This window comes from Escherichia sp. WS1265 (genome assembly GCF_046487585.1).
GTDB classification, from domain to species: domain Bacteria; phylum Pseudomonadota; class Gammaproteobacteria; order Enterobacterales; family Enterobacteriaceae; genus Escherichia; species Escherichia coli.
This window is the reverse complement of record NZ_JBJQJE010000010.1, coordinates 164009-188743: the sequence shown is the minus strand read 5'-3', so window position 1 is coordinate 188743 and position 24735 is coordinate 164009. Positions and strand designations below refer to the sequence as shown.

Genomic DNA, 24735 nt, shown 5'->3' with positions numbered 1-24735 from the left:
AATCAAAAAAGAATAAAACTCAGTCTTGGGGGACTCAGTCCGGTAGAATACCGGACTGAGCATCAAAAAGCCGGTTAACTGAAACTGTCCAGGTTTTGGGGTTCAGTTCAGTAAACGCCTTATCCGGCCTACAAGATCGTGCAAATTCAATATATTGCAACTCACCCAGTAGGCCTGATAAGCGCAGCGCATCAGGCAATTTTACATTTGTCACCTGTCTCAAAGGAGTCTTTTGACTCCTTATCAATCAACGTGTTATTACCCGCCTAAATACGCACTTCTCACCGCTTCATTCGCCAGCAGCGTATCGCCGGTATCGGAGAGCACAACATGGCCGTTTTCCAGCACGTAGCCGCGATCCGCCAGCTTTAGCGCCTGGTTGGCGTTCTGCTCGACGAGGAAGATGGTCATCCCCTGCTCGCGCAGCTGCTCGATGGTGTCGAAAATCTGCTGGATGATAATCGGCGCAAGACCGAGCGATGGCTCATCAAGCAACAATAAACGCGGGTTGCTCATCAGCGCGCGACCAATCGCCAGCATCTGCTGCTCACCGCCGGACATGGTGCCCGCCCGCTGAACATGGCGCTCATGCAGACGTGGAAACAGTTCATACACCCACTTTATGCGCTCCTGAAACTGATCGCGTTCGGCAAAAAAGCCGCCCATCGCCAGGTTCTCTTCCACCGTCATCCGCGAGAAGACGCGACGCCCTTCCGGGACAATCGCTACCGCTTCGCGCATGATTTTCGCCGTCTGCCAGTCGGTAATGTCTTTATCATCAAACACAATTCGCCCGCTGGTGGCGCGCGGATCGCCGCATAATGTGCCGAGCAAGGTGGTTTTCCCCGCCCCGTTCGCGCCAATGAGGGTGACAATCTCGCCCTGATTGATATACAGGCTCACCTCATGCAGCGCCTGGATTTTGCCGTAGTGGGCGCTGACTTTGTCAAAGGACAACATGACTTTTTCCATCTTATGCCTCACCTAAATAGGCACGGATCACGTCCGGGTTATTACGGATCTGCTCCGGCGTACCGTTTGCCAGCGGCGTCCCCTGATTGACCACGTAAATTCGGTCCGAAATTCCCATCACCAGCTTCATATCGTGTTCAATCAACAAGATAGTGGTGTTGTGATGGTTACGCAGTTCGGCAATCAGCTCATCCAGCTCTTTCGTCTCTTTCGGGTTAAGTCCTGCTGCCGGTTCGTCGAGCATTAAAATCTCCGGCTGCGTCACCATGCAGCGGGCGATCTCCAGACGACGCTGGTCGCCATAGGCCAGGTTACTCGCCTGACGGTTGGCGTGTTCCAGCAAACCAATGCGCTCAAGCCAGGTGGCGGCGCGGTCGAGCGCTTCGCTCTGGGCGCGACGGAAAGAAGGCGTTTTCAACAGGCCAGAGAACAGCCCGGTTTTCAGTTGCTGATGCTGCGCCACCAGCAGGTTTTCAATTACCGTCATTTCACGGAACAGACGCACATGCTGGAAGGTGCGCACCACGCCCATGCGGGCAATTTGCTGCCCCGGTAAACCTTCCAGGTGCTGATCGCGCAGTAAAATGGTGCCGCCGGTAGGTTTGTAGAATCCGGTCAGGCAGTTGAAGACCGTGGTTTTTCCGGCACCGTTAGGGCCGATTAACGAGACGATCTCCTGCGGGTACAGTTCAAGATTGACGTTGTTCACCGCCAGCAGGCCGCCGAAGCGCATCATCAGGCCGTTAACAGATAATAATGGCTGACTCATGCCTGCTCTCCTTTCGCTGCGCCGTTCTTCAGCTTGAGTTGCGGGCGCGTCATGGGCAGCAAACCCTGCGGACGCCAGATCATCATCAGCACCATCAAACCACCGAGCATTAACATGCTGTATTCGTTGAAATCACGCATCAATTCGCGCGACACCACCAGCAAAATTGCCGCCAGAATTACCGCAAATTGCGAGCCCATACCGCCGAGCACCACTATCGCCAGCACAAACGCCGATTCGGCAAAGGTGAAGGATTCCGGGCTGACAAAGCCCTGACGCGCAGCAAACAGCGTTCCGGCAAAACCGGCAAACGCGGCGCTGATGGTAAAGGCAGTCAGCTTGATACGACGCGGGCTTAAGCCCAGCGAACGGCAGGCGATCTCGTCTTCACGCAACGCTTCCCACGCACGGCCCAGCGGCATCCGCAGCAGGCGGTTAATGACAAACAGACTTAACACCACCAGCAGCAACGCCACCAGGTAGAGGAAAATGACGCGATCGGAGGGATCGTATTTCAGGCCAAAGAAATTACTGAACGTGTCCCAGCCGCCTTCACGGGCGGTACGGCTGAACTCGAGTCCGAAGAGCGTCGGTTTCGGGATCTGACTGATTCCGTTCGGGCCGCCGGTGATTTCAGTGTTATTGAGCAGCAATATGCGCACAATTTCGCCGAAACCGAGGGTAACGATCGCCAGATAGTCACCGCGCAGACGCAACACCGGAAAACCAAGCAGGAAGCCCGCCGCCGCTGCCATTAATCCAGCAATCGGCAGACAGGTCCAGAAGCCCAGACCGTAATAGTGATTGAGCAGCGCAAAGGTGTAAGCGCCGATGGCGTAAAAGCCACCGTACCCCAGCACCAGCAGGCCGGAAAGCCCTACCACCACGTTCAGCCCGAGACCAAGAATAATGTAGATCATGGTCAGAGTGGCGATATCCACCGTCCCGCGTGAGACCATAAACGGCCACGCCACCGCAAGCACCAGCAGCGCCACGAGAAACAGCTTTTGCTTCACCGTGGAGCCATCAATGGCGGGCAGAATAAACTTCGGTCCGGAAATGCTTTTCAACCCTTTCTGGAAAGCCGGTCGCAAAAGCTGGAAGAAAAAGACCACCGCCGTGCCGATAAACACCCACTGCCAACGGATGTCTGAAGCCGTGTCGACCACCAGTTTGGTGCCATCCAGCTCCAGTTGCACGCCCATAAAGACGCCAGCGAGGGCAAAGAACATCGCGGCAGAAAGCAGCGCCATTGCAATATGCATCGGTTTCATACTTTCTCTACCTCCGGGCGACCCAGAATACCGGTCGGCATCACCAGCAACACCAGAATCAGCAGGGCGAATGAGACCACATCTTTATATTCCGTACTCAGATAGGCAGAAGAGAGCGCCTCCGCAATCCCCAGAATCAGGCCGCCAATCATCGCTCCCGGAATGCTGCCAATCCCACCGAGCACCGCAGCGGTAAAGGCTTTCATCCCGGCCATAAAGCCGATGTAGGGGTTAATGACGCCGTAGAACTGACCGAGCAGCACACCCGCCACCGCCGCCATCGCCGCGCCAATCACAAAGGTCAGCGCAATCACCCGATCGGTGTTGATGCCAAGCAGGCTCGCCATTTTCAGATCTTCCGCGCAGGCACGGCAGGCGCGCCCCATACGGGAATAACGAATGAAAATCGTCAGCGCCAGCATGGCGAGGAAGGTGACAATCCAGATCACCGCCTGCATGGTGGTAATAGAGGCAGAGAAGTTTTCGCTATGGCCCACCACCCACTGACCGTTAAACAGGCTGGGCAGCGCCACGTCACGCGAACCTTCGGTCAGGCTAACGTAGTTTTGCAGGAAGATGGACATACCGATTGCCGAGATGAGCGCAATCAGGCGCTTAGAGTTACGCACAGGGCGATAGGCTACCCGTTCGATACTCCAGCCGTAGGCGCTGGCAATGACGATTGCGCCGACGAATCCCGCCGCCACCAGCAGCCAGCCGGTATCAATGCCCATCATCATCAGTGCGGCGATGATCATAAATGAGACATAGCTGCCAATCATATAAACCTCGCCGTGGGCGAAGTTGATCATGCCGATAATGCCGTAAACCATGGTGTAGCCGATGGCTATCAGCGCGTAGGTACTGCCCAGCGTGACGCCGTTAAACATCTGCTGCAAAAAATATAAAAACTGCTCAGACATAAGGTAACCTTTCTAAACCCGCCCGCATTTCACGGGCGGTGGGATTTTCACTTGGCTGCCGTGGATGAACCGTCGGCGTGCCACTGGAAGACACCAAAATCAAATCCCTTAAGATCGCCTTTTTCATCCCAGTTCAGCGGCCCAATCACGGTGTTTGCACCGTTAGCTTTTAAATCTTTCACCAGCGCCAGCGGCTCATCGCTGCCGGTACGCTCAAGGGCAGTCGCCAGAGATTGCACCGCCGCGTAGGTGATCCAGACATAAGGCCCGGACGGATCTTTCTTGTCTGCTTTCAGCGCATCAACGATGCCTTTGTTTGCCGGATCCTGGTCATAGCGTTTTGGCATGGTGACCAACATGCTTTCGGCAGCATCGCCAGCAATATTCGACAGCGACGCATTACCCACACCTTCCGGCCCCATAAACTGGGTTTTCAGGCCAACGGAACGGGCCTGGCGCAGCATCTGCCCCATTTCCGGGTAGTAACCGCCGTAGTAAACGAAGTCGATATTTTCTTTTTTCAGGCGGGCGATCAGCGCGGAGAAATCTTTCTCACCCGCGGTAATACCGTCGAAGAAGACAACGTTGGCGTTAGCCGCTTTCAGCCCGTCCTGCACCGAACGTGCCAGCCCTTCGCCATACTGTTGTTTGTCGTGAATGATGGCGATGCGCTGGGGCTTCACCGTCTCAAGAATGTATTTTGCCGCCGTTGGCCCCTGGGAAGAGTCCAGCCCGGCAGTACGCATGATGTATTGATAACCGCGTTGGGTCAGCTCCGGGTTGGTCGCACCCGGCGAGATCATCAGAATACCTTCGTCTTCGTAGATATCTGATGCAGGTTGGGTAGAGGAGGAACACAAGTGCCCAATAACGTATTTAATGCCGTCGTTAACGATTTTGTTGGCGACCGCAACGGCTTGTTTCGGGTCGCAGGCGTCGTCATATTCCACGCCCACCAGCTTATCGCCTTTAATTCCCCCTTTGGCATTAATGTCTTTAATCGCCTGACGCGCGCCGTTAAATTCCATATCGCCCCACTGGGCAATCGGGCCGGACATCGCGCCGACAACGGCGACTTTAATATCGTCAGCCATAGCGGTGTGTGAAATTGCCAGTGCAATCATCCCTGCGATGATAGGTTTCGCATTCCGTTTCATAGTCAAAAATCCCCATTCGTGATGTTGTGTTGCTTTGTTTTTATGTGTTAACAAATCAGACTGTTCTTTTTTTATACTGCACTGTTTTTGCCTGTCTGATTAAGGGTTTAGCGCAGTATTTTGTGATAATAGCGATTAAAATCCCTATTTTTCAGTCGATTAAGAACAGATAATATTCTGAATTTATTGATAGATAAACAGAAAAAAGTGCCGTTGTCAGCATAAAATAACGGCACAAAGGGCGGAATAATTCACTACCATTCAGGGGATTATGCTGGGTATTTTTCATTCTCTAATGTTTTAACTTTGTAATTATTGCTGAAAAAAAATTAATCACCTGCCAAAAGAAATAAAAAAGAGAAAGCCTCCGATTAAATTATTTCGCTACACTGGTTCCACTTTTGTGATTTACACGGGTTCCCCATGAAGCTGACCATCATTCGATTAGAAAACTTTAGCGACCAGGACCGGATTGACCTGCAAAAGATCTGGCCGGAGTATTCCCCTTCCTCGTTACAGGTTGACGATAACCACCGTATCTACGCCGCGCTTTTTAACGAGCGTCTGCTCGCGGCCGTACGGGTAACCTTAAGCGGCACCGAGGGAGCACTGGATTCCCTGCGTGTGAGGGAAGTCACCCGCCGTCGCGGTGTGGGACAATATCTGCTAGAAGAGGTTTTGCGTAACAATCCTGGCGTTTCATGTTGGTGGATGGCGGATGCTGGCGTGGAAGATCGCGGCGTGATGACGGCGTTTATGCAGGCTCTGGGATTTACGGCACAACAGGGCGGCTGGGAGAAGCGTTAATCGTCTGGTGTAAAAAGTAGCTCTATAGATTTGGTTGGGAAAAATAACGCATTTTCGTTTTCCCCGACCAACGGGATAAAGCCCGGCGATTTATAAAACGTATGGGCTTTTTCATTCAGCGCCTCGACAAAAAGACCGTGAATACCTACGGCTAAAGAGGCTGACCAGACAACTTTCATGGCATGAGCAACAACTAGCGTTCAATCACTAGTTATCCCGGAAAACACCTCGAGTTGTTTTGCTGCGCGTTGTAATTTTTCGCCAGGTGAAGGCGATTTACCCAGTGCATCCATCACTCGCGCCCATGACGTCTCATTAAGTATTATGCGCTGATGTTGTTCAATAATTTCTAACGCCTGCAGGTGAGCACTACTCAACATAAACTGGCTTAAGGACTGTTGGGATATCTCTGCCGCTGCTTCAAATAAACATTTATCATCATCAGTTAAAGACAGCGCAATATGCTGATTTTCAACAACAGACATAGTGATTTCCCTTCCACTCATCAAATGTACGAAATACTATCGAGTCTCCAGCATAACTCAATTGATCAATCTTTCTACAACCATTTCGACAAACACAAAAAAACCCGATGGCAGTGCAGCGCATCGGGCATTTTCATTTACGAGATTGCTGGCAAACTAGCTCAATTATTAATACGGGTACGGTTTTACCCCTCACCCTAACCCTCTCCCCGAAGGGGCGAGGGGACTGTCCGAGCGCTTTTGAACTTTGTCATCAATCTGATTTATCTGACAATTACTTCGCATCGGTCGCCGTGCCGTTAGCGTGCCAGTCAAATACGCCGAACTCAAAGCCTTTCAGATCGCCTTTCTCATCCCAGGTCAGCGGCCCCATCACCGTATCCACGGAGTTCGCTTTCAGGTATTTGGCGATTTCAGCCGGATCGTCAGACTGATTCAGACCCGCCTGCAAAGATTGCAGCGCGGCGTAGGTGGTCCAGACGAACGCGCCGCTTGGGTCCTGTTTCTTCGCTTTGATCGCGTCAACAATTGGTTTGTTCGCCGGAACCTGATCGTAGTTCTTCGGCTTGGTCACCAGCAGCCCTTCCGCTGATTCGCCCGCAATGTTAGACAGCGAAACGTTAGCCACACCTTCCGGCCCCATACACTGAGTTTTCAACCCTGCCGCGCGTGCCTGACGCAGGATTTGCCCCATTTCCGGGTGATAACCACCGTAGTAAACGAAGTCGATATTCTCTTTCTTCAGACGCGCCACCAGCGTTGAGAAATCTTTTTCCCCAGCGGTGATACCATCAAAGAACACCACGTTAGCATTGCCTTTCTTCAGGCCGTCCTGCACCGCTCGCGTCAGACCTTCGCCGTATTGCTGTTTGTCGTGAACGATAGCAATACGCTGCGGTTTCACTTTCTCAAGAATATATTTCGCCGCCGTCGGCCCCTGGTCGGAGTCCAGGCCGGTAGTGCGCAGGATCAGCTGATAGCCACGGGCGGTCAGCTCCGGCGCGGTTGCCGCTGGGGTGATCATTAAAATGCCTTCATCTTCATAGATGTCTGACGCTGGCTGCGTTGATGAAGAACAGAGGTGACCAATCACATATTTAATGCCGTCGTTAACGACTTTGTTCGCCACCGCAACCGCCTGTTTCGGGTCACAGGCATCGTCATATTTTACGATTTGCAGTTTGTTGCCTTTAATGCCGCCTTTAGCATTGATATCCGCAACCGCCTGCTCAGCACCAGTAAACTCCTGGTCACCGTACTGGGCCACCGGACCGGACATTGCGCCCACGACCGCGACTTTAATATCTTCTGCCAGAGCCATATTGCTGAATGCCAGCGCGATACATCCTGCCAGTAACGCTTTACCCTTCATGTTCATCCTGAGGTTCCCCATTCTTCTGGTTATTACGTGTGTTGTGATGTTGTTGTTCAGCACTTTATTTCGTTTTATGCATGACTACCCGTGCTTTAGCAGCATACTCTGCTAAAACATACCCGATTTTTATGATATTGGAATAGCTATTTTGACAGTTTATTAACAATCTGCGTGGGGATTGGCGTTTTGCCGGAGGGGGAAACTGATTATTGCAGAGGCCCAAAAAACAAAAACCCCGGATTCTCATCCAGGGTTCTCTGCTGAGTAGCGGAAATTACGCTTCAATGGCAGCGCGAAGTTTTTTCATCGCGTTCTTTTCCAGCTGGCGCACACGCTCAGCGGAAACACCGTAACGGTCAGCCAGTTCCTGCAACGTGGACTTGTTGTCTTCGTCCAGCCAGCGCGCGCGGATGATATCCTGGCTACGCTCGTCCAGACCTTGCATCGCGTCGGTCAGACGGTTTGCCGCCTGCTCTTCCCAGTTATCATCTTCGATGCCGTCAGCAAAGTTAGATGATTTATCCTGCAGATAGAGCACCGGAGCCATCGGCTGGCTATCGGAATCGTCGTCGGAAGACAGGTCAAAGGTCATGTCCTGTGCCGCCATACGCGACTCCATCTCACGTACGTCTTTGCTGGTTACGCCCAGTTCACGGGCCACCATTTCGACTTCATCCTGGTTAAACCAGCCCAGACGCTGCTTGGTTTTACGCAGGTTGAAGAACAGTTTGCGCTGCGCTTTGGTGGTCGCAACTTTGACGATACGCCAGTTACGCAGAACGTATTCGTGGATCTCTGCTTTGATCCAGTGGACGGCGAAGGAGACCAGGCGCACACCCACTTCCGGGTTAAAACGGCGCACTGCTTTCATCAGGCCGATGTTACCTTCCTGAATCAAATCCGCCTGTGGCAGGCCATAGCCCGCATAATTACGAGCAATATGAACAACAAACCGCAGGTGAGACAGGATCAGCGTTTTAGCTGCTTCCAGATCGCCATGGTAATGCAGCTTTTCAGCCAGCGCCCGCTCCTCGTCAGCCGACAACATCGGCCACGCGTTAGCTGCCCGGATGTAGGAATCCAGGTTGCCAACAGGGGCTAAAGCTAAACTTTGCATTTTGTCAGTCATTCAAATCCTCTCAATCGATATCTTCTGGCGCTTCAGTGGTAGCAACAACTGTGCCAGAGCTTAAGAGCAACGAGGTTATCATTCACTGTTTTATCAGACAGTGATTTTATCCACAAGTTCAATGCAACGCTGTGAATAAATTACGCACAAAATGTGACATAGAGATGAAATACCGGGAAGAGACAACGGGGTCTCTTTCCCTGCTACGGAACCCATTGCAGGGAAAGAGTATAACACGCTTTTATTATTCAGGCGTAAAGTGGCGTAAATGTTGTACCGTGGCAAGCCACGCTGCCACCCAGCCAATCATCGAGCATACCAGCAGCAACAGCAGGCATTCATCGAACGATAAGCCATTGATATCAAACTTTGTTCCGAAAACCTGTGCCACTTCCGCAACCGCCGATGACAAACGCAGTACCAGAATTTCTGACAAAATTAATGACAGCAATGCGCCAGAAAATCCCAGCAATGCGCCTCCGTACAGGAACGGGCGCAGGATGAATCCATCTGTCGCACCAATCAGTTTTTGTACGTTAATGGAGTCACGGCGGGCAAAGATGCTCAGACGCACACTGTTGCCGATGACGAGGAACACTGCTGCCACCATCAACACGCCGATCATCGCGGAAACGCGCCCGACCAGCCCGGTCAACGCCGCCAGACGGGCAAACCAGCTGTCATCCATCCGCACTTCGTCAATGCCGTTGATCTGGGTGATACGATCACGCAGCGTATTCAGTGATTCCGTCCCCTGAAAATCGAGTTTCGGGATCACCACCGCCACTGCCGGAAGCGGGTTTTCTTCCAGCATATCCAGCGCACCACCAAAACCAGACCAGTTACGGAACTCGCCCAGTGCGTCTTCACGAGAAAGATAGTTCACTTTCTCCACGCCCTGCTCGGCCTGTAGCTGTGCTACCACGCCTGCTGCGGCGTCATCGTCCAGCGTTTTTTGCAAGTAAACAGTGATTTGCGGTGACGGATAATATTGCGTCGCCGCCTGGTTAACGTTTTTGTACACCATATAACAGACGCTGGGCAGCGTCAGGGAAATGGCGATAACCATCACCGTTAAAAACGTGGCGAACGGTTTGCTTTTCAGATCCTGCAATGCGCCGTGGAAGGCATAGCGCACCTGTTCGTTGAAAACGTTGGTTTTGCGATTTACCGGTTTTGGCGAGGATTTCGCGCGTTTTGGCGCGTTACGACCGCCGTCGCCAGAGCCGCCGACCGATTTACGGAAGCGATCCAGACGCCCGCCAAACTGCCGGATATGATTGATTGCATCGCGCTTATTCATGGCCCACGCCTCCATGCAAGTGACCATCGCTCAGGGTGAGCATGCGATAGGAACGCCGCGAAATCAGGTTGATGTCGTGCGTTGCCATCAATACGGTTACCCCAACGCGGTTAAACTCTTCAAACAGACGTAGAATCCCTTCCGACAACGCGTCGTCCAGGTTACCAGTCGGTTCATCCGCCAGCAGTACCGCGGGCTTGTTCACCACCGCGCGGGCAATGCCAACACGTTGTTGTTCACCGCCCGAAAGCTGAATAGGGAAGTTCTTCGCTTTGTCCAGTAGCCCGACTTTATCCAGCGCCGCCGATACACGACGACGAATATCGTCACCGCTGGCACCGGCGATAATCAGCGGGATCGCCACGTTATCATAGACAGTACGGTCCATCAGTAGATGGTGATCCTGGAAAATCATGCCAATCTGGCGGCGCAGAAACGGAACTTCACGGTTTTTCAGACGCGTGATGTCATGGCCGCTAAACCAGATTTTCCCGGCGCTGGGCCGCTCAATCCCACAGATCAGCTTCAGGAGGGTACTTTTCCCTGCGCCGGAATGACCGGTCAGAAACGCCATCTCACCCGGCTGCATATGGAACGTAACGCCCTGCAGCGCCTGTCTCCCACCGAGATAAGCCTTGCTGACATGTTCAAAGCGAATCATTGTTAATCCTCTCGGGCAAAAAGTGCCTCTATAAAGTCGTCCGCCTTAAACGGACGCAAATCCTCAATACGTTCGCCGACACCAATGTAGCGGATAGGGATACCAAACTGGTCAGCCACCGAGAAAATTACCCCGCCTTTCGCCGTGCCGTCCAGTTTCGTTAGCGTGATGCCGGTTAAGCCAACGGCTTCATGGAACAGTTTGGCCTGGCTTACCGCGTTCTGCCCGGTGCTGGCATCGATAGTCAGCATAACTTCATGCGGCGCTTCAACGTCGAGTTTCTTCATCACGCGGACGATTTTCTTCAACTCTTCCATCAGGTGCGATTTGTTCTGCAGGCGTCCGGCGGTATCGGCAATCAGGACGTCGATATTACGCGCTTTAGCTGCCTGAATGGCGTCGAAGATAACAGAGGCGGAATCCGCCCCGGTATGCTGTGCAATCACCGGAATATTGTTGCGCTGACCCCAGACCTGAAGCTGCTCAACCGCTGCTGCACGGAAAGTATCGCCCGCCGCCAGCATCACCGATTTACCCTGCTGCTCAAACTGACGTGCCAGCTTACCAATCGTCGTGGTTTTACCCACACCGTTGACGCCCACCATCAGGATCACGAACGGCGTTTTACCTTCAACATTCAGCGGCTCATCGACTTTCGCCAGAATCTCGCCCATCTCTTCTTTCAGCAGGCCATAGAGCGCCTCGGCATCACGAAGCTGCTTGCGGGATGCGCCTTCCGTCAGATTGGTGATAATTTTACGAGTGGTTTCCACGCCCACATCGGCGATCAACAGCTGTTCTTCCAGCTCTTCAAACAGATCATCGTCGATTTTTTTACCGCGGAACAGGCTGATAAATCCGGAACCGAGATTTTCTTTGGTTTTTAACAGGCTGCGTTTCAGGCGCGCGAAGAAACCTTCTTTGGTCGGTTTTTCCTGCTCCTGAGCGATTTCTTCCACCGGCTGATCTTCTTCTGCCGGAGAAACCACCATTACCGCCTCTTCTGCCACTTCGGCAGCCAGCGCCTGTGCCTCCGGCTCTTCGTCGGTGATTTCTTCTTTAGCCGCTTCTTCTTCCGCCGCTTCGACAATCTCTACGGTTTCCGCTTCGGCCTGCCACTCTTCTGGCGAAACCGCTTCGGCGTTGACGTTTTCCGGCAACGGCAGTTCTTCACGTTCGATAGCCACTGGCTCCGGCGTTTCTTCTACGACCGGTTCCGGCTGTGCAACAACTTCCGCTTCAGGCTGCGCTTTTTCACTTTCAGCAACCTGTTCAGTAACTTCCACAACGTCGGCAGCAAAAGTTTCCGCCTCGGCTTCAGTATGCGCCTGCGGCTGCTCTTCAACGGCGTGTTCAGAAGCCTTCACAGGCTCTTGCGCCTGAACGATTTCTTCTACAACTGGTTGTTCATTCTGAACTTCTGTCTCTTTTTCCGGGGTCTGCTCTTTTTGACCAAAGCCCAGCCAGGAAAAAAAGCCACGTTTTTTTTCTTTCGCCATTTGCGACTACACTCCTCGCTGTTGCTTCATGGCACAGCGTTAACGCTATGTACATAGCAGCTAAAAAAATGATGAAATAGTCTATCACTTAACTTAATTCACATCACCGCCTGCAAGTATGTGTTATCTGGCGGATTGAGCAATTTATCATGAAAAAACCGAATCATTCCGGCAGCGGCCAAATCCGCATTATTGGCGGGCAGTGGCGAGGCCGTAAACTCCCGGTTCCTGATAGTCCAGGTCTGCGCCCCACCACCGACCGCGTACGCGAAACGTTGTTTAACTGGCTGGCTCCGGTCATTGTTGACGCCCAATGTCTGGATTGCTTCGCCGGGAGCGGCGCGCTGGGGCTGGAAGCGTTATCGCGCTACGCTGCGGGGGCCACGTTGATTGAGATGGATCGTGCGGTTTCTCAGCAGTTAATTAAGAATCTGGCGACACTAAAAGCAGGCAATGCACGCGTGGTGAACAGCAACGCGATGTCATTCCTGGCGCAAAAAGGCACACCGCATAATATCGTGTTTGTCGATCCACCGTTCCGCCGTGGCTTGTTAGAAGAGACGATAAATTTACTGGAAGATAACGGCTGGCTGGCTGACGAAGCCCTGATTTATGTCGAAAGCGAAGTCGAAAACGGTCTGCCCACTGTTCCGGCAAACTGGTCATTACATCGGGAAAAAGTGGCGGGTCAGGTGGCTTATCGGCTGTATCAACGCGAAGCACAAGGAGAAAGTGATGCTGATTAATATTGGTCGTTTGTTAATGCTCTGTGTTTGGGGATTTTTAATCCTCAACCTGGTGCATCCCTTCCCACGCCCGCTGAATATTTTCGTTAACGTGGCGCTGATTTTTACCGTGCTGATGCATGGTATGCAGCTGGCGCTATTGAAATCCACTTTACCGAAAGATGGCCCGCAGATGACCACCGCCGAAAAGGTGCGGATTTTCCTTTTCGGCGTGTTTGAACTGCTGGTCTGGCAGAAGAAATTTAAAGTTAAAAAATAACCTTATTGTTCGCCTACAAAGCTGACAAAGCGCGTTCCTTTATAGCTCAGCGTACCTTTATCACCCACTGTCAGGGCGTGGTACTGCTGGGCGTCGAGGCGAAACGTCTGCTCCATTCCTCCGCTTTGCGGTTTGAAGCTTGCCTCATAGCGCATACTGGTGCCTGCCGGAGTCACTTCCTGCTGGCGCGAACGGCGATCGTTAATCGGTTTTTCCCGCTTGTTGCTCACCACCACCAGCTTTTGCTGGAGCGGTGCCATATCATTATCAGCTTTTTCCCGTCGTTGTTGCATAAAACGAAACGATGCGGCGACGATGATTAAGCCAATGATAACAATAAAGAAAAGAGGTGGTTTACTCATCTTTATCCCTCATCGGAAAATGCGGAAATAAGCATACCCTGCCAGTTATGGTGTTGTCATCCGTCCACCCTCGCCACTAAACTGGAAACAAGACCGTAGGCATTCCGCTTACGAAAAAATAACGAATTCAAGGAACTAAGATGCTTTGGTCGTTTATCGCTGTCTGTCTTTCCGCATGGCTATCTGTGGATGCATCGTATCGTGGGCCAACCTGGCAACGCTGGGTGTTTAAACCGTTAACCCTTCTTCTCCTGCTGTTGCTGGCCTGGCAAGCGCCGATGTTCGACGCCATTAGCTATCTGGTGCTGGCGGGGCTGTGTGCCTCACTGCTGGGCGATGCGCTAACCCTGTTGCCACGTCAACGTCTGATGTACGCCATCGGCGCGTTTTTCCTCTCGCACCTGCTGTACACCATCTATTTCGCCAGTCAGATGACGCTCTCTTTCTTCTGGCCTCTGCCGTTGGTGCTGCTGGTTCTGGGCGCGCTGTTACTGGCGATTATCTGGACGCGTCTGGAAGAGTATCGTTGGCCTATCTGCACGTTTATCGGCATGACGCTGGTGATGGTGTGGCTGGCAGGTGAACTGTGGTTCTTCCGTCCGACCGCTCCGGCGCTCTCTGCGTTTGTCGGCGCTTCGTTGCTGTTTATCAGTAACTTTGTCTGGCTGGGTAGTCACTATCGCCGACGCTTCCGTGCGGATAACGCCATTGCCGCGGCCTGCTACTTTGCTGGTCACTTCCTCATCGTCCGCTCGCTGTATCTCTGATAAAACTTGACTCTGGAGTCGACTCCAGAGTGTATCCTTCGGTTAATGAGAAAAAACTTAACCGGAGGATGCCATGTCGACTCCTGACAATCACGGCAAGAAAGCCCCTCAATTTGCTGCGTTCAAACCGCTAACTACGGTACAGAACACCAACGACTGTTGCTGCGACGGCGCATGTTCCAGCACGCCAACTCTCTCTGAAAACGTCTCCGGCACCCGCTATAGCTGGAAAGTCAGCGGTATGGACTGCGCCGCCTGTGCGCGCAAAGTGGAAAATGCCGTGCGCCAGCTTGCAGGCGTGAATCAGGTACAGGTGTTGTTCGCCACCGAAAAACTGGTGGTGGATGCCGACAATGACATCCGGGCACAAGTTGAATCTGCGGTGCAAAAAGCGGGCTATTCCCTGCGCGATGAACAGGCCTCCGACGAACCACAAGAATCACGCCTGAAAGAGAATCTGCCGCTGATTACGCTTATCGTGATGATGGCGGTAAGTTGGGGGCTGGAGCAGTTCAATCATCCGTTTGGTCAACTGGCGTTTATCGCGACCACGCTGGTTGGGCTGTACCCAATTGCTCGTCAGGCATTACGGCTGATCAAATCTGGCAGCTACTTCGCCATTGAAACCTTAATGAGCGTAGCCGCTATTGGTGCGCTGTTTATTGGCGCAACGGCTGAAGCTGCGATGGTGTTGCTGCTGTTTTTGATTGGTGAACGACTGGAAGGCTGGGCCGCCAGCCGCGCGCGTCAGGGCGTTAGCGCGTTAATGGCGCTGAAGCCAGAAACCGCCACGCGTCTGCGTAACGGTGAGCGTGAAGAGGTGGCAATAAACAGCCTGCGGCCTGGCGATGTGATTGAAGTTGCGGCAGGTGGGCGTTTGCCTGCCGACGGTAAACTGCTCTCACCGTTTGCCAGTTTTGATGAAAGTGCCCTGACCGGAGAATCCATTCCTGTGGAGCGCGCGACGGGCGATAAAGTTCCTGCAGGCGCCACCAGCGTAGACCGTCTGGTAACGCTGGAAGTGCTGTCAGAACCGGGTGCCAGCGCCATTGACCGGATTCTGAAACTGATTGAAGAAGCCGAAGAGCGCCGCGCACCTATTGAGCGGTTTATCGACCGTTTCAGCCGTATTTACACGCCAGCGATTATGGCCGTCGCCCTGCTGGTAACGCTGGTGCCGCCGCTGCTGTTTGCCGCCAGCTGGCAGGAGTGGATTTATAAAGGGCTGACGCTGCTGCTGATTGGTTGCCCGTGTGCTTTAGTTATCTCCACGCCCGCGGCGATTACCTCCGGGCTGGCGGCAGCAGCGCGTCGTGGGGCGTTGATTAAAGGCGGCGCGGCGCTGGAGCAGCTGGGTCGTGTTACCCAGGTGGCGTTTGATAAAACCGGTACGCTGACCGTCGGTAAACCGCGCGTTACCGCGATTCATCCGGCAACGGGTATTAGTGAATCTGAACTGCTGACACTGGCGGCGGCGGTCGAGCAAGGCGCGACGCATCCACTGGCGCAAGCCATTGTGCGCGAAGCACAGGTTGCTGAACTCGCCATTCCCGCCGCCCAATCACAGCGGGCGCTGGTTGGGTCTGGCATTGAAGCGCAGGTTAACGGTGAGCGCGTGTTGATATGCGCTGCAGGGAAACATCCGGCTGTTGCATTTGCTGGTTTGATTAATGAACTGGAAAGCGCCGGGCAAACGGTAGTGCTGGTAGTACGTAATGATGACGTGCTTGGTGTCATTGCGTTGCAGGATACCCTGCGCGCCGATGCTGCAACTGCTATCAGTGAACTGAACGCGCTGGGGGTTAAAGGAGTGATCCTCACCGGCGATAATCCACGCGCAGCGGCGGCAATCGCCGGGGAACTGGGGCTGGAATTTAAAGCGGGCCTGTTGCCGGAAGATAAAGTCAAAGCGGTGACCGAGCTGAATCAACATGCGCCGCTGGCGATGGTCGGTGATGGTATTAACGACGCGCCAGCGATGAAAGCTGCCGCCATCGGGATTGCAATGGGTAGCGGCACAGACGTGGCGCTGGAAACCGCCGATGCAGCATTAACCCATAACCACCTGCGCGGCCTGGTGCAAATGATTGAACTGGCACGCGCCACTCACGCCAATATCCGCCAGAACATCACTATTGCGCTGGGGCTGAAGGGTGTTTTCCTCGTCACGACGCTGTTAGGGATGACCGGACTGTGGCTGGCAGTGCTGGCAGATACCGGTGCGACGGTGCTGGTGACGGCGAATGCGTTAAGGCTGTTGCGCAGGAAATAAGGCAAACCGATCGCAACATTGAGCGCGATCGGTCCCCTCGCTCCTCTGGGGAGAGGGTTAGGGTGAGGGGAAAAGGCGGCATCGAAGCCAATCTGCCCCCATCAACCGCCTTTACGAATCAAATAACGATAAGGCAGTCCATCCGTCTCTTTCGCAACCAATTCGTGTTCCATAAAGGTACAAAACCCAGGAATATCGCGGGTCGTCGCCGGATCGTCAGCAATAATCAGCAACGTTTCACCTGGCTGCATATTGCGCACTGTTTTGCGCACCATCATTACTGGTTCCGGGCAGCGCAGGCCAAGTGCGTCGAGTGTGTGGTCAGGGCTGGAAAAGAGATCGGTCATTTTCTTCTCATCACATAAAAAAACGGCGCTAGTTTACGCCCTGTGAGTCCGTAAGCAAACCAGGTTAACGATTGCGTGAAAATTAACCATTGCATTGTCAACGTAAAGCAGTATCATGCGGCGGCTCGAAAAAAGGGTCAGCACGTTATTATGTTAAGGTAACAGACGTGTCGTACGTATTGGGTTCCCTCACCCCAATGGTTAATCAAAAAGGTACAATATGAACGTTTTCTCGCAAACTCAACGCTATAAGGCGTTGTTCTGGTTATCGTTATTTCATCTTCTGGTGATCACCTCCAGTAACTATCTGGTTCAGCTTCCCGTCTCCATTTTTGGTTTCCATACCACCTGGGGCGCGTTTAGCTTTCCGTTTATTTTCCTTGCTACCGACCTGACCGTGCGTATTTTTGGCGCACCGCTGGCCCGTCGTATCATCTTTGCGGTGATGATCCCGGCGTTGCTGATCTCCTACGTCATCTCGTCGCTGTTCTATATGGGCTCCTGGCAGGGATTCGGCGCACTCGCTCACTTCAACCTGTTTGTCGCCCGTATCGCCACCGCCAGTTTCATGGCCTACGCGCTGGGCCAGATCCTCGACGTGCACGTTTTTAACCGCCTGCGTCAGAGTCGCCGCTGGTGGCTGGCACCGACAGCGTCCACACTGTTCGGTAACGTCAGCGACACACTGGCCTTCTTCTTCATTGCCTTCTGGCGTAGCCCCGATGCCTTTATGGCTGAACACTGGATGGAAATCGCGCTGGTCGATTACTGTTTCAAAGTGTTAATCAGTATCGTTTTCTTCCTGCCAATGTATGGCGTATTACTCAATATGCTGTTGAAAAGACTGGCAGATAAATCTGAAATCAACGCTTTGCAGGCGAGTTAAAGGTTCGTTATCAGAGTTGTGATAAGATGGATGAATGAGCCGTTATGGCCGTTTATCGAAAGGAAGAAGTCAATGCGCAATCTGGTTAAATATGTCGGAATTGGCCTGCTGGTTATGGGGCTTGCGGCCTGTGATGATAAAGACACTAACGCTACGGCGCAGGGTTCGGTCGCGGAAAGTAACGCTACCGGGAATCCCGTCAACCTGCTTGATGGCAAGTTAAGTTTCTCGCTGCCAGCGGATATGACCGACCAGAGCGGTAAGCTGGGAACGCAGGCCAATAACATGCATGTCTGGTCCGATGCCACCGGGCAGAAAGCAGTCATCGTCATCATGGGCGATGATCCGAAAGAAGATCTGGCGGTGTTGGCGAAGCGTCTGGAAGATCAGCAACGTAGCCGCGATCCGCAGCTGCAAGTGGTAACCAATAAAGCCATTGAGCTGAAAGGTCACAAAATGCAGCAGTTAGACAGCATTATCTCCGCGAAAGGCCAGACGGCGTACTCTTCCGTTATTCTGGGTAACGTGGGTAATCAACTGCTGACCATGCAAATTACGCTGCCCGCTGACGATCAGCAAAAAGCGCAGACCACCGCAGAAAACATCATTAATACGCTGGTTATTCAGTAAGTTTTAAGATGATGAGATGGCCTCAGGGACGTGTTCCGGAGGCCGTTTTTTTAATCGCCACGTCAGTAATAACGCGATTGCGACCAGTCCCGCCGCCGCCAGATAAATCATCGGTACGCCCGCCCAGCTCATCACCAGCCCAGCCAGTGGTCCGGTCACGCCAAGCGATAAATCCATAAATACGGTGTAGGTTGCCAGCGCCGCCCCCTGATTTTGCTGTGGAACCGCTTTTACCGCCACTACGCCCAATGCCGGGAACACCAGCGAAAACCCTGCCCCCGCCAGTAAGACGCCGATTTTCGCCATCCACGGCATAGTCGCCACGCCAACCAATAGCAGGCCGATTATCTCAACGCTAAAGCAAATCATCGCTACGTTTAAGCCGCCGATACGGTTAATGCCGTTAGGGAATAACAAACGCGTACCGACAAACGCACAGCTAAACAGCGTCAGCGCGAAAGCCGCACCATCCCAACCTTTAGCGTCATAAAACAGCGTGATAAAGGTGGCGATGACGCCAAATCCGGCGGAAGCCAGTGCCAGCGCCATACCGTACAGCCAGACGCGCCCAAGCACCGCGCGAAACGGCAGCGGTTTGCCTTTACTGGCTTTTACCGTCGGACGCGGGATCGCCAACAAAATGGCCACCAGCGCCACGCCCATAATGATTAACGCTAACGCCTGCAAGCCGCCCCAGTGATAAAACACGACACCTAACGGCGCACCCATCGCCATCGCCCCGTAAGTGACAATGCCGTTCCACGAAATCACCCGCCCGATATGCAGCGAACCAACCACGCCAACGCCCCATAGGGTCGATCCCGTTCCGGCAAAACTTTGCCCAATCCCAAGGATGACGCGCCCCAGGCAAAGTAATAACAGGCTGATGACGGGCAGACTGGCGGTTAATCCTGCCGTCAGATATCCCAGACCGCTCAAAAAGCAGCCGCATAAACCGAAGACGACAATCTTTTTGGGTCCCAGCAAATCGGCGTAACGTCCGGCATGAGGACGGCTCAGCAAGGTGGCGAAATATTGCAGGCTGATAACCAATCCTGCCCAGAAAGCGCTAAAGCCCATCACATCATGGACATAGCCCGGTAATACAGCGAGCGGCAACCCGATGGTGAGGTAGCTGGCGAAGTTAAACATGACAATGGAGACAATGCGCAAATTCAGGCGCAATCCGTTTAGCGCGGGTTCGGCTACGGGTTCGGGCATGAGGATCACCACATTTTTACAACAGTGTTTCATTTTTACCACGTGCTGACGTGAAAATCAGCAGTAAGAATCAGAATATTGCTGGCGTGACTCCCGCTACACTTAATACAAAAAGTCACAAGGAAGCCCCAATGGAAACCCCTCAACCCGATAAAACGGGCATGCACATTCTGCTCAAGCTGGCCTCGCTGGTAGTGATCCTCGCGGGCATTCACGCAGCGGCAGATATCATTGTGCAGCTGTTACTGGCGCTGTTTTTTGCCATCGTCCTCAACCCGCTCGTCACCTGGTTTATTCGTCGGGGAGTACAACGCCCCGTTGCCATTACGATTGTGGTGGTGGTGATGCTGATCGCACTAACTGCGCTGGTCGGCGTACTGGCGGCATCGTTTAACGAATTTATCTCTATGCTGCCGAAGTTTAATAAGGAGCTGACGCGCAAACTTTTTAAATTGCAGGAGATGTTGCCTTTTCTTAATTTGCATATGTCGCCGGAGCGAATACTGCAGCGGATGGACTCGGAAAAAGTGGTTACCTTCACCACGGCGCTAATGACCGGGCTTTCCGGGGCAATGGCGAGCGTGCTTTTGCTGGTGATGACCGTAGTTTTCATGCTGTTTGAAGTGCGCCACGTCCCTTACAAAATGCGTTTTGCGCTAAATAACCCACAGATTCACATCGCGGGATTACACCGCGCACTTAAAGGCGTTTCGCATTATCTGGCGTTAAAGACGCTACTCAGTTTATGGACGGGTGTCATCGTCTGGCTGGGGCTGGCGCTAATGGGCGTACAGTTTGCGCTGATGTGGGCAGTACTGGCGTTTTTGCTCAACTACGTGCCCAATATCGGCGCGGTAATTTCCGCCGTACCGCCAATGATTCAGGTGCTGCTGTTTAATGGTATTTACGAATGTATTCTGGTCGGCGCATTGTTTTTAGTTGTCCATATGGTCATCGGCAATATTTTAGAGCCACGGATGATGGGCCATCGCCTGGGGATGTCCACCATGGTGGTATTTCTTTCATTGTTAATTTGGGGATGGCTGCTCGGCCCGGTAGGGATGCTACTTTCAGTACCATTAACCAGCGTGTGTAAAATCTGGATGGAAACCACCAAAGGCGGTAGCAAACTGGCGATTTTACTGGGGCCAGGCAGACCGAAAAGTCGGTTACCGGGTTAATAGCACCTCCTGAGCAGGCAATGGCCACCGTTTATCTAACAGTGGCCATTTGATTTGAGGAAATGAAGAAACATTATTCAGACAATTAATTTATAAAAACCATTCCTTAAGTCAAATATATATAAACGCCGAATAGCGATTAAATCCCTCTCAAAGAATGCACTGATAACAATCTGTTATTTTTATTGCCTCATTTTTCTCACTCACTTATAGTTGGTCCCCGCTGGCAGTAATTTAGTCATTTCAGAAATTTTTACTCTGATGTGCACTTACTGACTTATCTCACAAGTAATTTTTTCGCTAAATAAAGAATAGTGATGCCAGCAATTACAGTTAAATCTTGCTTTACTCGTAAAAACAATACTTTAATGGGGTTCTAATGAGACATTACATGAAATGGTTTGCGGCTATTGCTGTTGTGGGTGCTTTAGCGGGTTGCGCGCGTACTGCGCCAATTGATCAGGTTCACTCAACCGTCAGCGCTGGTCATACCCAGGAACAAGTGAAAAAAGCGATTCTGAAAGCTGGCGTTGAACGCAAATGGATTATGTCCGAAGCCGGACAAGGCGTAATTAAAGCACGTCAACAGTCACGCGATCATTCAGCCGAAATTCGCATTAACTACACGGCATCCAGCTACGATATCAATTATGAAAATAGCCAGAACCTACAAGCGTCAGGCGGACAAATTCATAAAAACTACAATCGCTGGGTCCGCAATCTCGACAAAGATATTCAACTGAATTTGTCAGCGGGCGCAGATTTATAATTCTTCCTAAAGTCGGGCCGTTGCGGTCCGATAATAATTTAATTCCCTCTTAACAGGTTGTGCCCAACATGTACGAACAGGATTCTCTTAGCGCACTGGATGCGATTACCGAAGCTCAACGCATTGCCTTTGCCCCTATGCTTTTTCAAACAGCACTCTGCCTACGTAATGCGGGTGTACTTTCATATCTGGATCGGCAAGGCAAACATGGCGCAACGCTGGCTGATATCACCGAACATAGCCATATCAACGAATATGCGGCCAGCGTTCTGTTAGATATGGGCTTAAGCGGGCGAATTATTACCTGTAAAGAGGGAATGTATTACCTGGCGAAAATCGGTCATTACCTCCTGCATGACACTATGACTCGCGTGAATATGGATTTCACCCAGGATGTCTGTTACCAGGGGCTCTTCTTCCTCGCCGATTCACTCAATGAAGGAAAACCGTCCGGGTTAAAAGTATTTGGCGACTGGTCGACGATATATCCGGCACTTTCACAATTACCAGACGCCGCTCGTGAAAGCTGGTTTGCGTTTGATCATTACTATTCAGATGGCGCATTTAACGCCGCACTGCCTTATGTATTCGCCAACAACCCCACAACATTGTACGATGTAGGCGGCAATACGGGTAAGTGGGCTTTGCGTTGCTGCAAATACAATGAAAACATCGCCGTGACGTTATTAGATCTGCCACAACAAATCGTACTAGCGAAAGAAAATATCGCGAATGCAGGTTTTTCTGATCGCATAGATTTCCATGCGGTGGATATGCTAAGCGATGCCCCATTACCGGGCGAGGCTGATATCTGGTGGATGAGCCAATTTTTAGACTGTTTTTCACCCGAACAAATAATTAGCATACTCAGCAAAATCGCCAGCGTAATGAAGCCTGGCGCAAAAGTTTGCATCATGGAGTTGTTCTGGGATGCGCAGCGGTTTGAAGCAGCATCATTTAGCCTGAACGCGTCCTCACTTTATTTTACCTGCATGGCAAACGGTAACAGCCGTTTCTATAGTGCAGAGAAATTTTACGACTATCTGAATAAAGCAGGATTCCAGGTAGCAGAGCGCCACGATAATTTAGGCGTTGGGCATACACTTTTGATATGCCAAAAGAAATAATCGTCACTTAATAATTTTGGTTTACCGCGGGCGCGCGTTGATGAAATTTACATTAAATATTACCGACTGGCAGGCACTGGCGCCTGGACTTAGCGAAGCGCAGCAATGGCAAGCATGGTCGCGCCAGCCGTGGGCGATTGACCCTGCCGCGCCGTTGGCAAAATTAAGTGAACTGCCAATGATGACCGCCCGCCGCCTCAGTTCAGGCAGCAAACTGGCTGTTGAATGCGGTCTGGCAATGCTACGCCGCCATCAGCCAGACGCCGTTTTGTATACCAGTCGTCATGGCGAACTGGAGCGCAATTACCGCATTGTTCATGCACTGGCAACCGAACAGGCGCTTTCTCCGACGGACTTCGCGCTCTCCGTACACAACTCTTCCGTGGGTAACCTGACCATTGCGGCCAAACAGCCGATCGTTTCGTCATCGCTTTCTGCTGGTCGCGACACTTTCCAGCAAGGTTTGTGTGAAGTGCTTAGCCTGTTACAAGCGGGATACCAGCGCGTGCTGATGGTCGATTTTGATGGCTTTCTGCCTGAGTTCTATCACCCACAACTGCCATCAGAAATGCCGACCTGGCCGTACGCCGTCGCGCTGGTGATTGAAGCTGGCGATGACTGGCAATGTGAAACGCAGTCAGCCATTGCGGGCAATGAAACATCACTGCCGCAAAGCATGTTGTTTTTACAGCACTATTTACAAAATGCAGACGCATTTTCACTGCCTGGCGAGCGCGTGCAATGGCGCTGGAGCCGCAGATGAGTAAGCTGATGTCACGTCTGGAGTGGACCTGGCGACTGGTCATGACCGGGTTATGTTTTGCCCTGTTTGGTCTCGGCGGCCTGCTGCTTTCTGTCGTGTGGTTTAACATATTGTTAGTTTTGGTGTGGGATACTTCCCGCCGCCGTCGTTTGGCGCGTCGCAGCATTGCCGCCAGTTTTCGCCTGTTTTTAACTGTCGCGAAAGGGCTTGGCGTGCTGGATTATCGTATTGATGGCGCTGAAATTTTACGTCAGGAACGCGGTTGCCTCGTCGTAGCCAATCATCCCACGCTGATCGATTACGTGCTGCTGGCGTCAGTCATGCCAGAAACTGACTGCCTGGTGAAAAGCGCGCTGTTAAAAAATCCTTTTCTTGGCGGCGTCGTGCGGGCGGCAGATTATTTAATCAACAGCGAAGCTGAAACCCTGTTACCCCGCTGCCAACAGCGACTGGCACAGGGTGACACTATCCTGATTTTCCCCGAAGGCACGCGAACGAAGCCCGGTGAAAAAATGACGCTGCAGCGCGGGGCGGCGAATATTGCCGTGCGCTGTGCCAGCGATTTACGCATCGTGACGATCGGCTGTAGCGAGCATCTGCTGGATAAACAAAGTAAATGGTATGACGTTCCACCTGACCGGCCGTTTTTTACGGTTGAAGTCCATGGTCGGGTTGAAATCAATAAATTTTACGATGCAACTTCACAAGAACCGGCGCTGGCAGCAAGGCAGTTAAACCGGCATCTTTTGCTTCAATTACAACAAGGTTGTTTACCTCTCTCAGGAATAAATAATGCAAGCGCTTTATCTGGAAATTAAAAACCTCATCATCAGCACCCTCAATCTGGACGAGTTGACTCCTGATGATATCGAGACCGATGCGCCGCTGTTCGGCGACGGTTTAGGACTGGATTCCATCGATGCCCTGGAACTGGGGCTGGCAGTGAAAAATCAATATGGCGTTGTACTTTCTGCGGAAAGTGAAGAGATGCGTCAGCACTTTTTCTCCGTCGCCACTCTGGCCTCTTTCATTGCTGCGCAACGTGCCTGAG

Annotated in this window: 28 protein-coding genes and 1 pseudogene; 14 read left to right on the top strand and 15 right to left on the bottom strand. The window is 52.3% G+C overall.

All coding sequences use genetic code 11. The features are described 5' to 3' along the window. Window positions 1-78: IS3 family transposase (locus tag ACJHX3_RS12350; protein ID WP_323498327.1), on the top strand; the 78-nt coding region annotated here is incomplete at its 5' end. 180 nt (window positions 79-258) lie between these two features. On the opposite strand, the gene livF is transcribed toward ACJHX3_RS12350, so the two are convergent. From livF to livK, 5 genes are read right to left on the bottom strand one after another with little or no spacing between them, the layout of a single operon-like run. Then, entirely contained in the window at window positions 259-972 is a 714-nt protein-coding gene (gene livF / locus ACJHX3_RS12345; RefSeq protein WP_024043923.1) for a high-affinity branched-chain amino acid ABC transporter ATP-binding protein LivF, read from the bottom strand. A 1-nt stretch (window position 973) separates the two neighbouring features. Beyond that, window positions 974-1741, bottom strand: a complete 768-nt coding sequence (livG, locus tag ACJHX3_RS12340) for a high-affinity branched-chain amino acid ABC transporter ATP-binding protein LivG (RefSeq protein ID WP_000082101.1) — start codon at window positions 1739-1741, stop codon at window positions 974-976. After that, on the bottom strand, window positions 1738-3015 hold the full coding sequence (gene livM / locus ACJHX3_RS12335; RefSeq protein WP_024043924.1) for a branched chain amino acid ABC transporter permease LivM: 1278 nt from the start codon (window positions 3013-3015) through the stop codon (window positions 1738-1740). Before livM ends, livG begins: the two co-directional genes overlap by 4 nt. Further along, entirely contained in the window at window positions 3012-3938 is a 927-nt protein-coding gene (gene livH / locus ACJHX3_RS12330; protein ID WP_001295111.1) for a high-affinity branched-chain amino acid ABC transporter permease LivH, read from the bottom strand. The genes livM and livH overlap by 4 nt, the downstream gene beginning before the upstream one ends. Window positions 3939-3985: 47 nt before the next feature. Beyond that, window positions 3986-5095 carry a high-affinity branched-chain amino acid ABC transporter substrate-binding protein LivK gene (gene livK, locus ACJHX3_RS12325; RefSeq protein ID WP_094322049.1) on the bottom strand — a complete coding sequence of 370 codons (1110 nt, stop codon included), beginning with the start codon at window positions 5093-5095 and terminating at the stop codon, window positions 3986-3988. 423 nt (window positions 5096-5518) lie between these two features. On the opposite strand from livK, the gene panM reads away from it, so the two are divergent. After that, entirely contained in the window at window positions 5519-5902 is a 384-nt protein-coding gene (gene panM / locus ACJHX3_RS12320; RefSeq protein ID WP_024044997.1) for an aspartate 1-decarboxylase autocleavage activator PanM, read from the top strand. On the opposite strand, the pseudogene ACJHX3_RS12315 reads toward panM, so the two are convergent. The 7 genes and pseudogenes from ACJHX3_RS12315 to ftsY all read right to left on the bottom strand — a co-directional run. Continuing rightward, window positions 5899-6096 (bottom strand): annotated as a pseudogene (locus tag ACJHX3_RS12315) (N-acetyltransferase); the annotation flags it as partial. The gene panM and the pseudogene ACJHX3_RS12315 overlap by 4 nt on opposite strands. A gap of 6 nt (window positions 6097-6102) precedes the next feature. After that, entirely contained in the window at window positions 6103-6387 is a 285-nt protein-coding gene (locus ACJHX3_RS12310; RefSeq protein WP_024043354.1) for a DUF1778 domain-containing protein, read from the bottom strand. A gap of 274 nt (window positions 6388-6661) precedes the next feature. Next, window positions 6662-7765: a branched chain amino acid ABC transporter substrate-binding protein LivJ gene (livJ, locus tag ACJHX3_RS12305; protein WP_094322048.1), complete on the bottom strand. Its 1104-nt coding sequence runs from the start codon at window positions 7763-7765 to the stop codon at window positions 6662-6664. A 271-nt stretch (window positions 7766-8036) separates the two neighbouring features. Next, entirely contained in the window at window positions 8037-8891 is an 855-nt protein-coding gene (gene rpoH, locus ACJHX3_RS12300) for an RNA polymerase sigma factor RpoH (RefSeq protein ID WP_000130217.1), read from the bottom strand. Between the two features lie 244 nt (window positions 8892-9135). Next, window positions 9136-10194: a permease-like cell division protein FtsX gene (gene ftsX, locus ACJHX3_RS12295; RefSeq protein ID WP_001042003.1), complete on the bottom strand. Its 1059-nt coding sequence runs from the start codon at window positions 10192-10194 to the stop codon at window positions 9136-9138. Next, a complete protein-coding gene (gene ftsE, locus ACJHX3_RS12290; protein ID WP_000617723.1) occupies window positions 10187-10855 on the bottom strand; it encodes a cell division ATP-binding protein FtsE in 669 nt (222 codons plus the stop codon). The genes ftsX and ftsE overlap by 8 nt, the downstream gene beginning before the upstream one ends. A gap of 2 nt (window positions 10856-10857) precedes the next feature. Next, a complete protein-coding gene (gene ftsY, locus ACJHX3_RS12285) occupies window positions 10858-12354 on the bottom strand; it encodes a signal recognition particle-docking protein FtsY (protein WP_024216280.1) in 1497 nt (498 codons plus the stop codon). 149 nt (window positions 12355-12503) lie between these two features. Between ftsY and rsmD the strand changes: the two genes are divergently transcribed. Together rsmD and ACJHX3_RS12275 are read left to right on the top strand one after the other, a co-directional pair. Beyond that, a complete protein-coding gene (gene rsmD / locus ACJHX3_RS12280) occupies window positions 12504-13100 on the top strand; it encodes a 16S rRNA (guanine(966)-N(2))-methyltransferase (protein ID WP_000743193.1) in 597 nt (198 codons plus the stop codon). Continuing rightward, the gene (locus ACJHX3_RS12275; RefSeq protein ID WP_001295207.1) at window positions 13090-13359 is read left to right on the top strand and encodes a DUF1145 family protein; all 270 of its coding nucleotides are present in this window, start codon (window positions 13090-13092) and stop codon (window positions 13357-13359) included. The genes rsmD and ACJHX3_RS12275 overlap by 11 nt, the downstream gene beginning before the upstream one ends. A gap of 2 nt (window positions 13360-13361) precedes the next feature. On the opposite strand, the gene ACJHX3_RS12270 is transcribed toward ACJHX3_RS12275, so the two are convergent. After that, a complete protein-coding gene (locus ACJHX3_RS12270) occupies window positions 13362-13721 on the bottom strand; it encodes a DUF2500 domain-containing protein (protein WP_000042886.1) in 360 nt (119 codons plus the stop codon). 140 nt (window positions 13722-13861) lie between these two features. Here ACJHX3_RS12270 and ACJHX3_RS12265 point away from each other — a divergent pair, with 140 nt between their 5' ends. Then, window positions 13862-14488 (top strand): lysoplasmalogenase, encoded by a 627-nt coding sequence (locus tag ACJHX3_RS12265; RefSeq protein WP_000964718.1) that lies wholly within the window; start codon window positions 13862-13864, stop codon window positions 14486-14488. 73 nt (window positions 14489-14561) lie between these two features. After that, window positions 14562-16760, top strand: coding sequence for a Zn(II)/Cd(II)/Pb(II) translocating P-type ATPase ZntA (gene zntA / locus ACJHX3_RS12260; RefSeq protein WP_024216281.1), 2199 nt, complete (start codon window positions 14562-14564; stop codon window positions 16758-16760). 101 nt (window positions 16761-16861) lie between these two features. Here zntA and tusA read toward each other — a convergent pair whose 3' ends face one another. Beyond that, complete coding sequence (gene tusA / locus ACJHX3_RS12255; protein ID WP_000130621.1) at window positions 16862-17107, bottom strand: sulfurtransferase TusA; 246 nt, start codon at window positions 17105-17107, stop codon at window positions 16862-16864. A gap of 220 nt (window positions 17108-17327) precedes the next feature. Here tusA and ACJHX3_RS12250 point away from each other — a divergent pair, with 220 nt between their 5' ends. Together ACJHX3_RS12250 and dcrB are read left to right on the top strand one after the other, a co-directional pair. Further along, complete coding sequence (locus tag ACJHX3_RS12250; RefSeq protein WP_001100467.1) at window positions 17328-17993, top strand: 7-cyano-7-deazaguanine/7-aminomethyl-7-deazaguanine transporter; 666 nt, start codon at window positions 17328-17330, stop codon at window positions 17991-17993. A gap of 72 nt (window positions 17994-18065) precedes the next feature. Next, window positions 18066-18623, top strand: a complete 558-nt coding sequence (dcrB, locus tag ACJHX3_RS12245) for a phage sensitivity protein DcrB (RefSeq protein WP_001245295.1) — start codon at window positions 18066-18068, stop codon at window positions 18621-18623. 3 nt (window positions 18624-18626) lie between these two features. On the opposite strand, the gene ACJHX3_RS12240 is transcribed toward dcrB, so the two are convergent. Next, the gene (locus ACJHX3_RS12240; RefSeq protein ID WP_122998732.1) at window positions 18627-19877 is read right to left on the bottom strand and encodes an MFS transporter; all 1251 of its coding nucleotides are present in this window, start codon (window positions 19875-19877) and stop codon (window positions 18627-18629) included. Window positions 19878-19975: 98 nt separating this feature from the next. Between ACJHX3_RS12240 and ACJHX3_RS12235 the strand changes: the two genes are divergently transcribed. From ACJHX3_RS12235 to ACJHX3_RS12210, 6 genes are all read left to right on the top strand, one after another. Then, window positions 19976-21025 carry an AI-2E family transporter gene (locus ACJHX3_RS12235; RefSeq protein ID WP_001366686.1) on the top strand — a complete coding sequence of 350 codons (1050 nt, stop codon included), beginning with the start codon at window positions 19976-19978 and terminating at the stop codon, window positions 21023-21025. Window positions 21026-21416: 391 nt separating this feature from the next. Further along, complete coding sequence (locus ACJHX3_RS12230; protein WP_001306335.1) at window positions 21417-21794, top strand: hypothetical protein; 378 nt, start codon at window positions 21417-21419, stop codon at window positions 21792-21794. Between the two features lie 68 nt (window positions 21795-21862). Beyond that, window positions 21863-22921, top strand: coding sequence for a methyltransferase (locus ACJHX3_RS12225; RefSeq protein WP_000273198.1), 1059 nt, complete (start codon window positions 21863-21865; stop codon window positions 22919-22921). Window positions 22922-22961: 40 nt separating this feature from the next. Continuing rightward, window positions 22962-23684 carry a beta-ketoacyl synthase chain length factor gene (locus ACJHX3_RS12220; RefSeq protein ID WP_001366678.1) on the top strand — a complete coding sequence of 241 codons (723 nt, stop codon included), beginning with the start codon at window positions 22962-22964 and terminating at the stop codon, window positions 23682-23684. Further along, window positions 23681-24502: a lysophospholipid acyltransferase family protein gene (locus tag ACJHX3_RS12215; RefSeq protein WP_001366688.1), complete on the top strand. Its 822-nt coding sequence runs from the start codon at window positions 23681-23683 to the stop codon at window positions 24500-24502. The genes ACJHX3_RS12220 and ACJHX3_RS12215 overlap by 4 nt, the downstream gene beginning before the upstream one ends. Continuing rightward, the gene (locus ACJHX3_RS12210) at window positions 24477-24734 is read left to right on the top strand and encodes a phosphopantetheine-binding protein (RefSeq protein ID WP_001148687.1); all 258 of its coding nucleotides are present in this window, start codon (window positions 24477-24479) and stop codon (window positions 24732-24734) included. Before ACJHX3_RS12215 ends, ACJHX3_RS12210 begins: the two co-directional genes overlap by 26 nt. Window position 24735: the final 1 nt, after the last annotated feature.

Coding starts and splice junctions, on each gene's coding strand:
- ftsY (WP_024216280.1), bottom strand. CDS start 12,354: ATGGCGAAAGAAAAAAAACGTGGCTTTTTTTCCTGGCTGGGCTTTGGT.
- rpoH (WP_000130217.1), bottom strand. CDS start 8,891: ATGACTGACAAAATGCAAAGTTTAGCTTTAGCCCCTGTTGGCAACCTG.
- livG (WP_000082101.1), bottom strand. CDS start 1,741: ATGAGTCAGCCATTATTATCTGTTAACGGCCTGATGATGCGCTTCGGC.
- ACJHX3_RS12215 (WP_001366688.1), top strand. CDS start 23,681: ATGAGTAAGCTGATGTCACGTCTGGAGTGGACCTGGCGACTGGTCATG.
- livF (WP_024043923.1), bottom strand. CDS start 972: ATGGAAAAAGTCATGTTGTCCTTTGACAAAGTCAGCGCCCACTACGGC.
- ACJHX3_RS12230 (WP_001306335.1), top strand. CDS start 21,417: ATGAAATGGTTTGCGGCTATTGCTGTTGTGGGTGCTTTAGCGGGTTGC.
- ftsE (WP_000617723.1), bottom strand. CDS start 10,855: ATGATTCGCTTTGAACATGTCAGCAAGGCTTATCTCGGTGGGAGACAG.
- livJ (WP_094322048.1), bottom strand. CDS start 7,765: ATGAACATGAAGGGTAAAGCGTTACTGGCAGGATGTATCGCGCTGGCA.
- livK (WP_094322049.1), bottom strand. CDS start 5,095: ATGAAACGGAATGCGAAACCTATCATCGCAGGGATGATTGCACTGGCA.
- ACJHX3_RS12225 (WP_000273198.1), top strand. CDS start 21,863: ATGTACGAACAGGATTCTCTTAGCGCACTGGATGCGATTACCGAAGCT.
- livM (WP_024043924.1), bottom strand. CDS start 3,015: ATGAAACCGATGCATATTGCAATGGCGCTGCTTTCTGCCGCGATGTTC.
- tusA (WP_000130621.1), bottom strand. CDS start 17,107: ATGACCGATCTCTTTTCCAGCCCTGACCACACACTCGACGCACTTGGC.
- livH (WP_001295111.1), bottom strand. CDS start 3,938: ATGTCTGAGCAGTTTTTATATTTTTTGCAGCAGATGTTTAACGGCGTC.
- rsmD (WP_000743193.1), top strand. CDS start 12,504: ATGAAAAAACCGAATCATTCCGGCAGCGGCCAAATCCGCATTATTGGC.
- dcrB (WP_001245295.1), top strand. CDS start 18,066: ATGCGCAATCTGGTTAAATATGTCGGAATTGGCCTGCTGGTTATGGGG.
- ACJHX3_RS12250 (WP_001100467.1), top strand. CDS start 17,328: ATGAACGTTTTCTCGCAAACTCAACGCTATAAGGCGTTGTTCTGGTTA.
- ACJHX3_RS12275 (WP_001295207.1), top strand. CDS start 13,090: ATGCTGATTAATATTGGTCGTTTGTTAATGCTCTGTGTTTGGGGATTT.
- ACJHX3_RS12265 (WP_000964718.1), top strand. CDS start 13,862: ATGCTTTGGTCGTTTATCGCTGTCTGTCTTTCCGCATGGCTATCTGTG.
- ACJHX3_RS12220 (WP_001366678.1), top strand. CDS start 22,962: ATGAAATTTACATTAAATATTACCGACTGGCAGGCACTGGCGCCTGGA.
- ACJHX3_RS12210 (WP_001148687.1), top strand. CDS start 24,477: ATGCAAGCGCTTTATCTGGAAATTAAAAACCTCATCATCAGCACCCTC.
- ACJHX3_RS12270 (WP_000042886.1), bottom strand. CDS start 13,721: ATGAGTAAACCACCTCTTTTCTTTATTGTTATCATTGGCTTAATCATC.
- zntA (WP_024216281.1), top strand. CDS start 14,562: ATGTCGACTCCTGACAATCACGGCAAGAAAGCCCCTCAATTTGCTGCG.
- ftsX (WP_001042003.1), bottom strand. CDS start 10,194: ATGAATAAGCGCGATGCAATCAATCATATCCGGCAGTTTGGCGGGCGT.
- ACJHX3_RS12310 (WP_024043354.1), bottom strand. CDS start 6,387: ATGTCTGTTGTTGAAAATCAGCATATTGCGCTGTCTTTAACTGATGAT.
- panM (WP_024044997.1), top strand. CDS start 5,519: ATGAAGCTGACCATCATTCGATTAGAAAACTTTAGCGACCAGGACCGG.
- ACJHX3_RS12235 (WP_001366686.1), top strand. CDS start 19,976: ATGGAAACCCCTCAACCCGATAAAACGGGCATGCACATTCTGCTCAAG.
- ACJHX3_RS12240 (WP_122998732.1), bottom strand. CDS start 19,877: ATGAAACACTGTTGTAAAAATGTGGTGATCCTCATGCCCGAACCCGTA.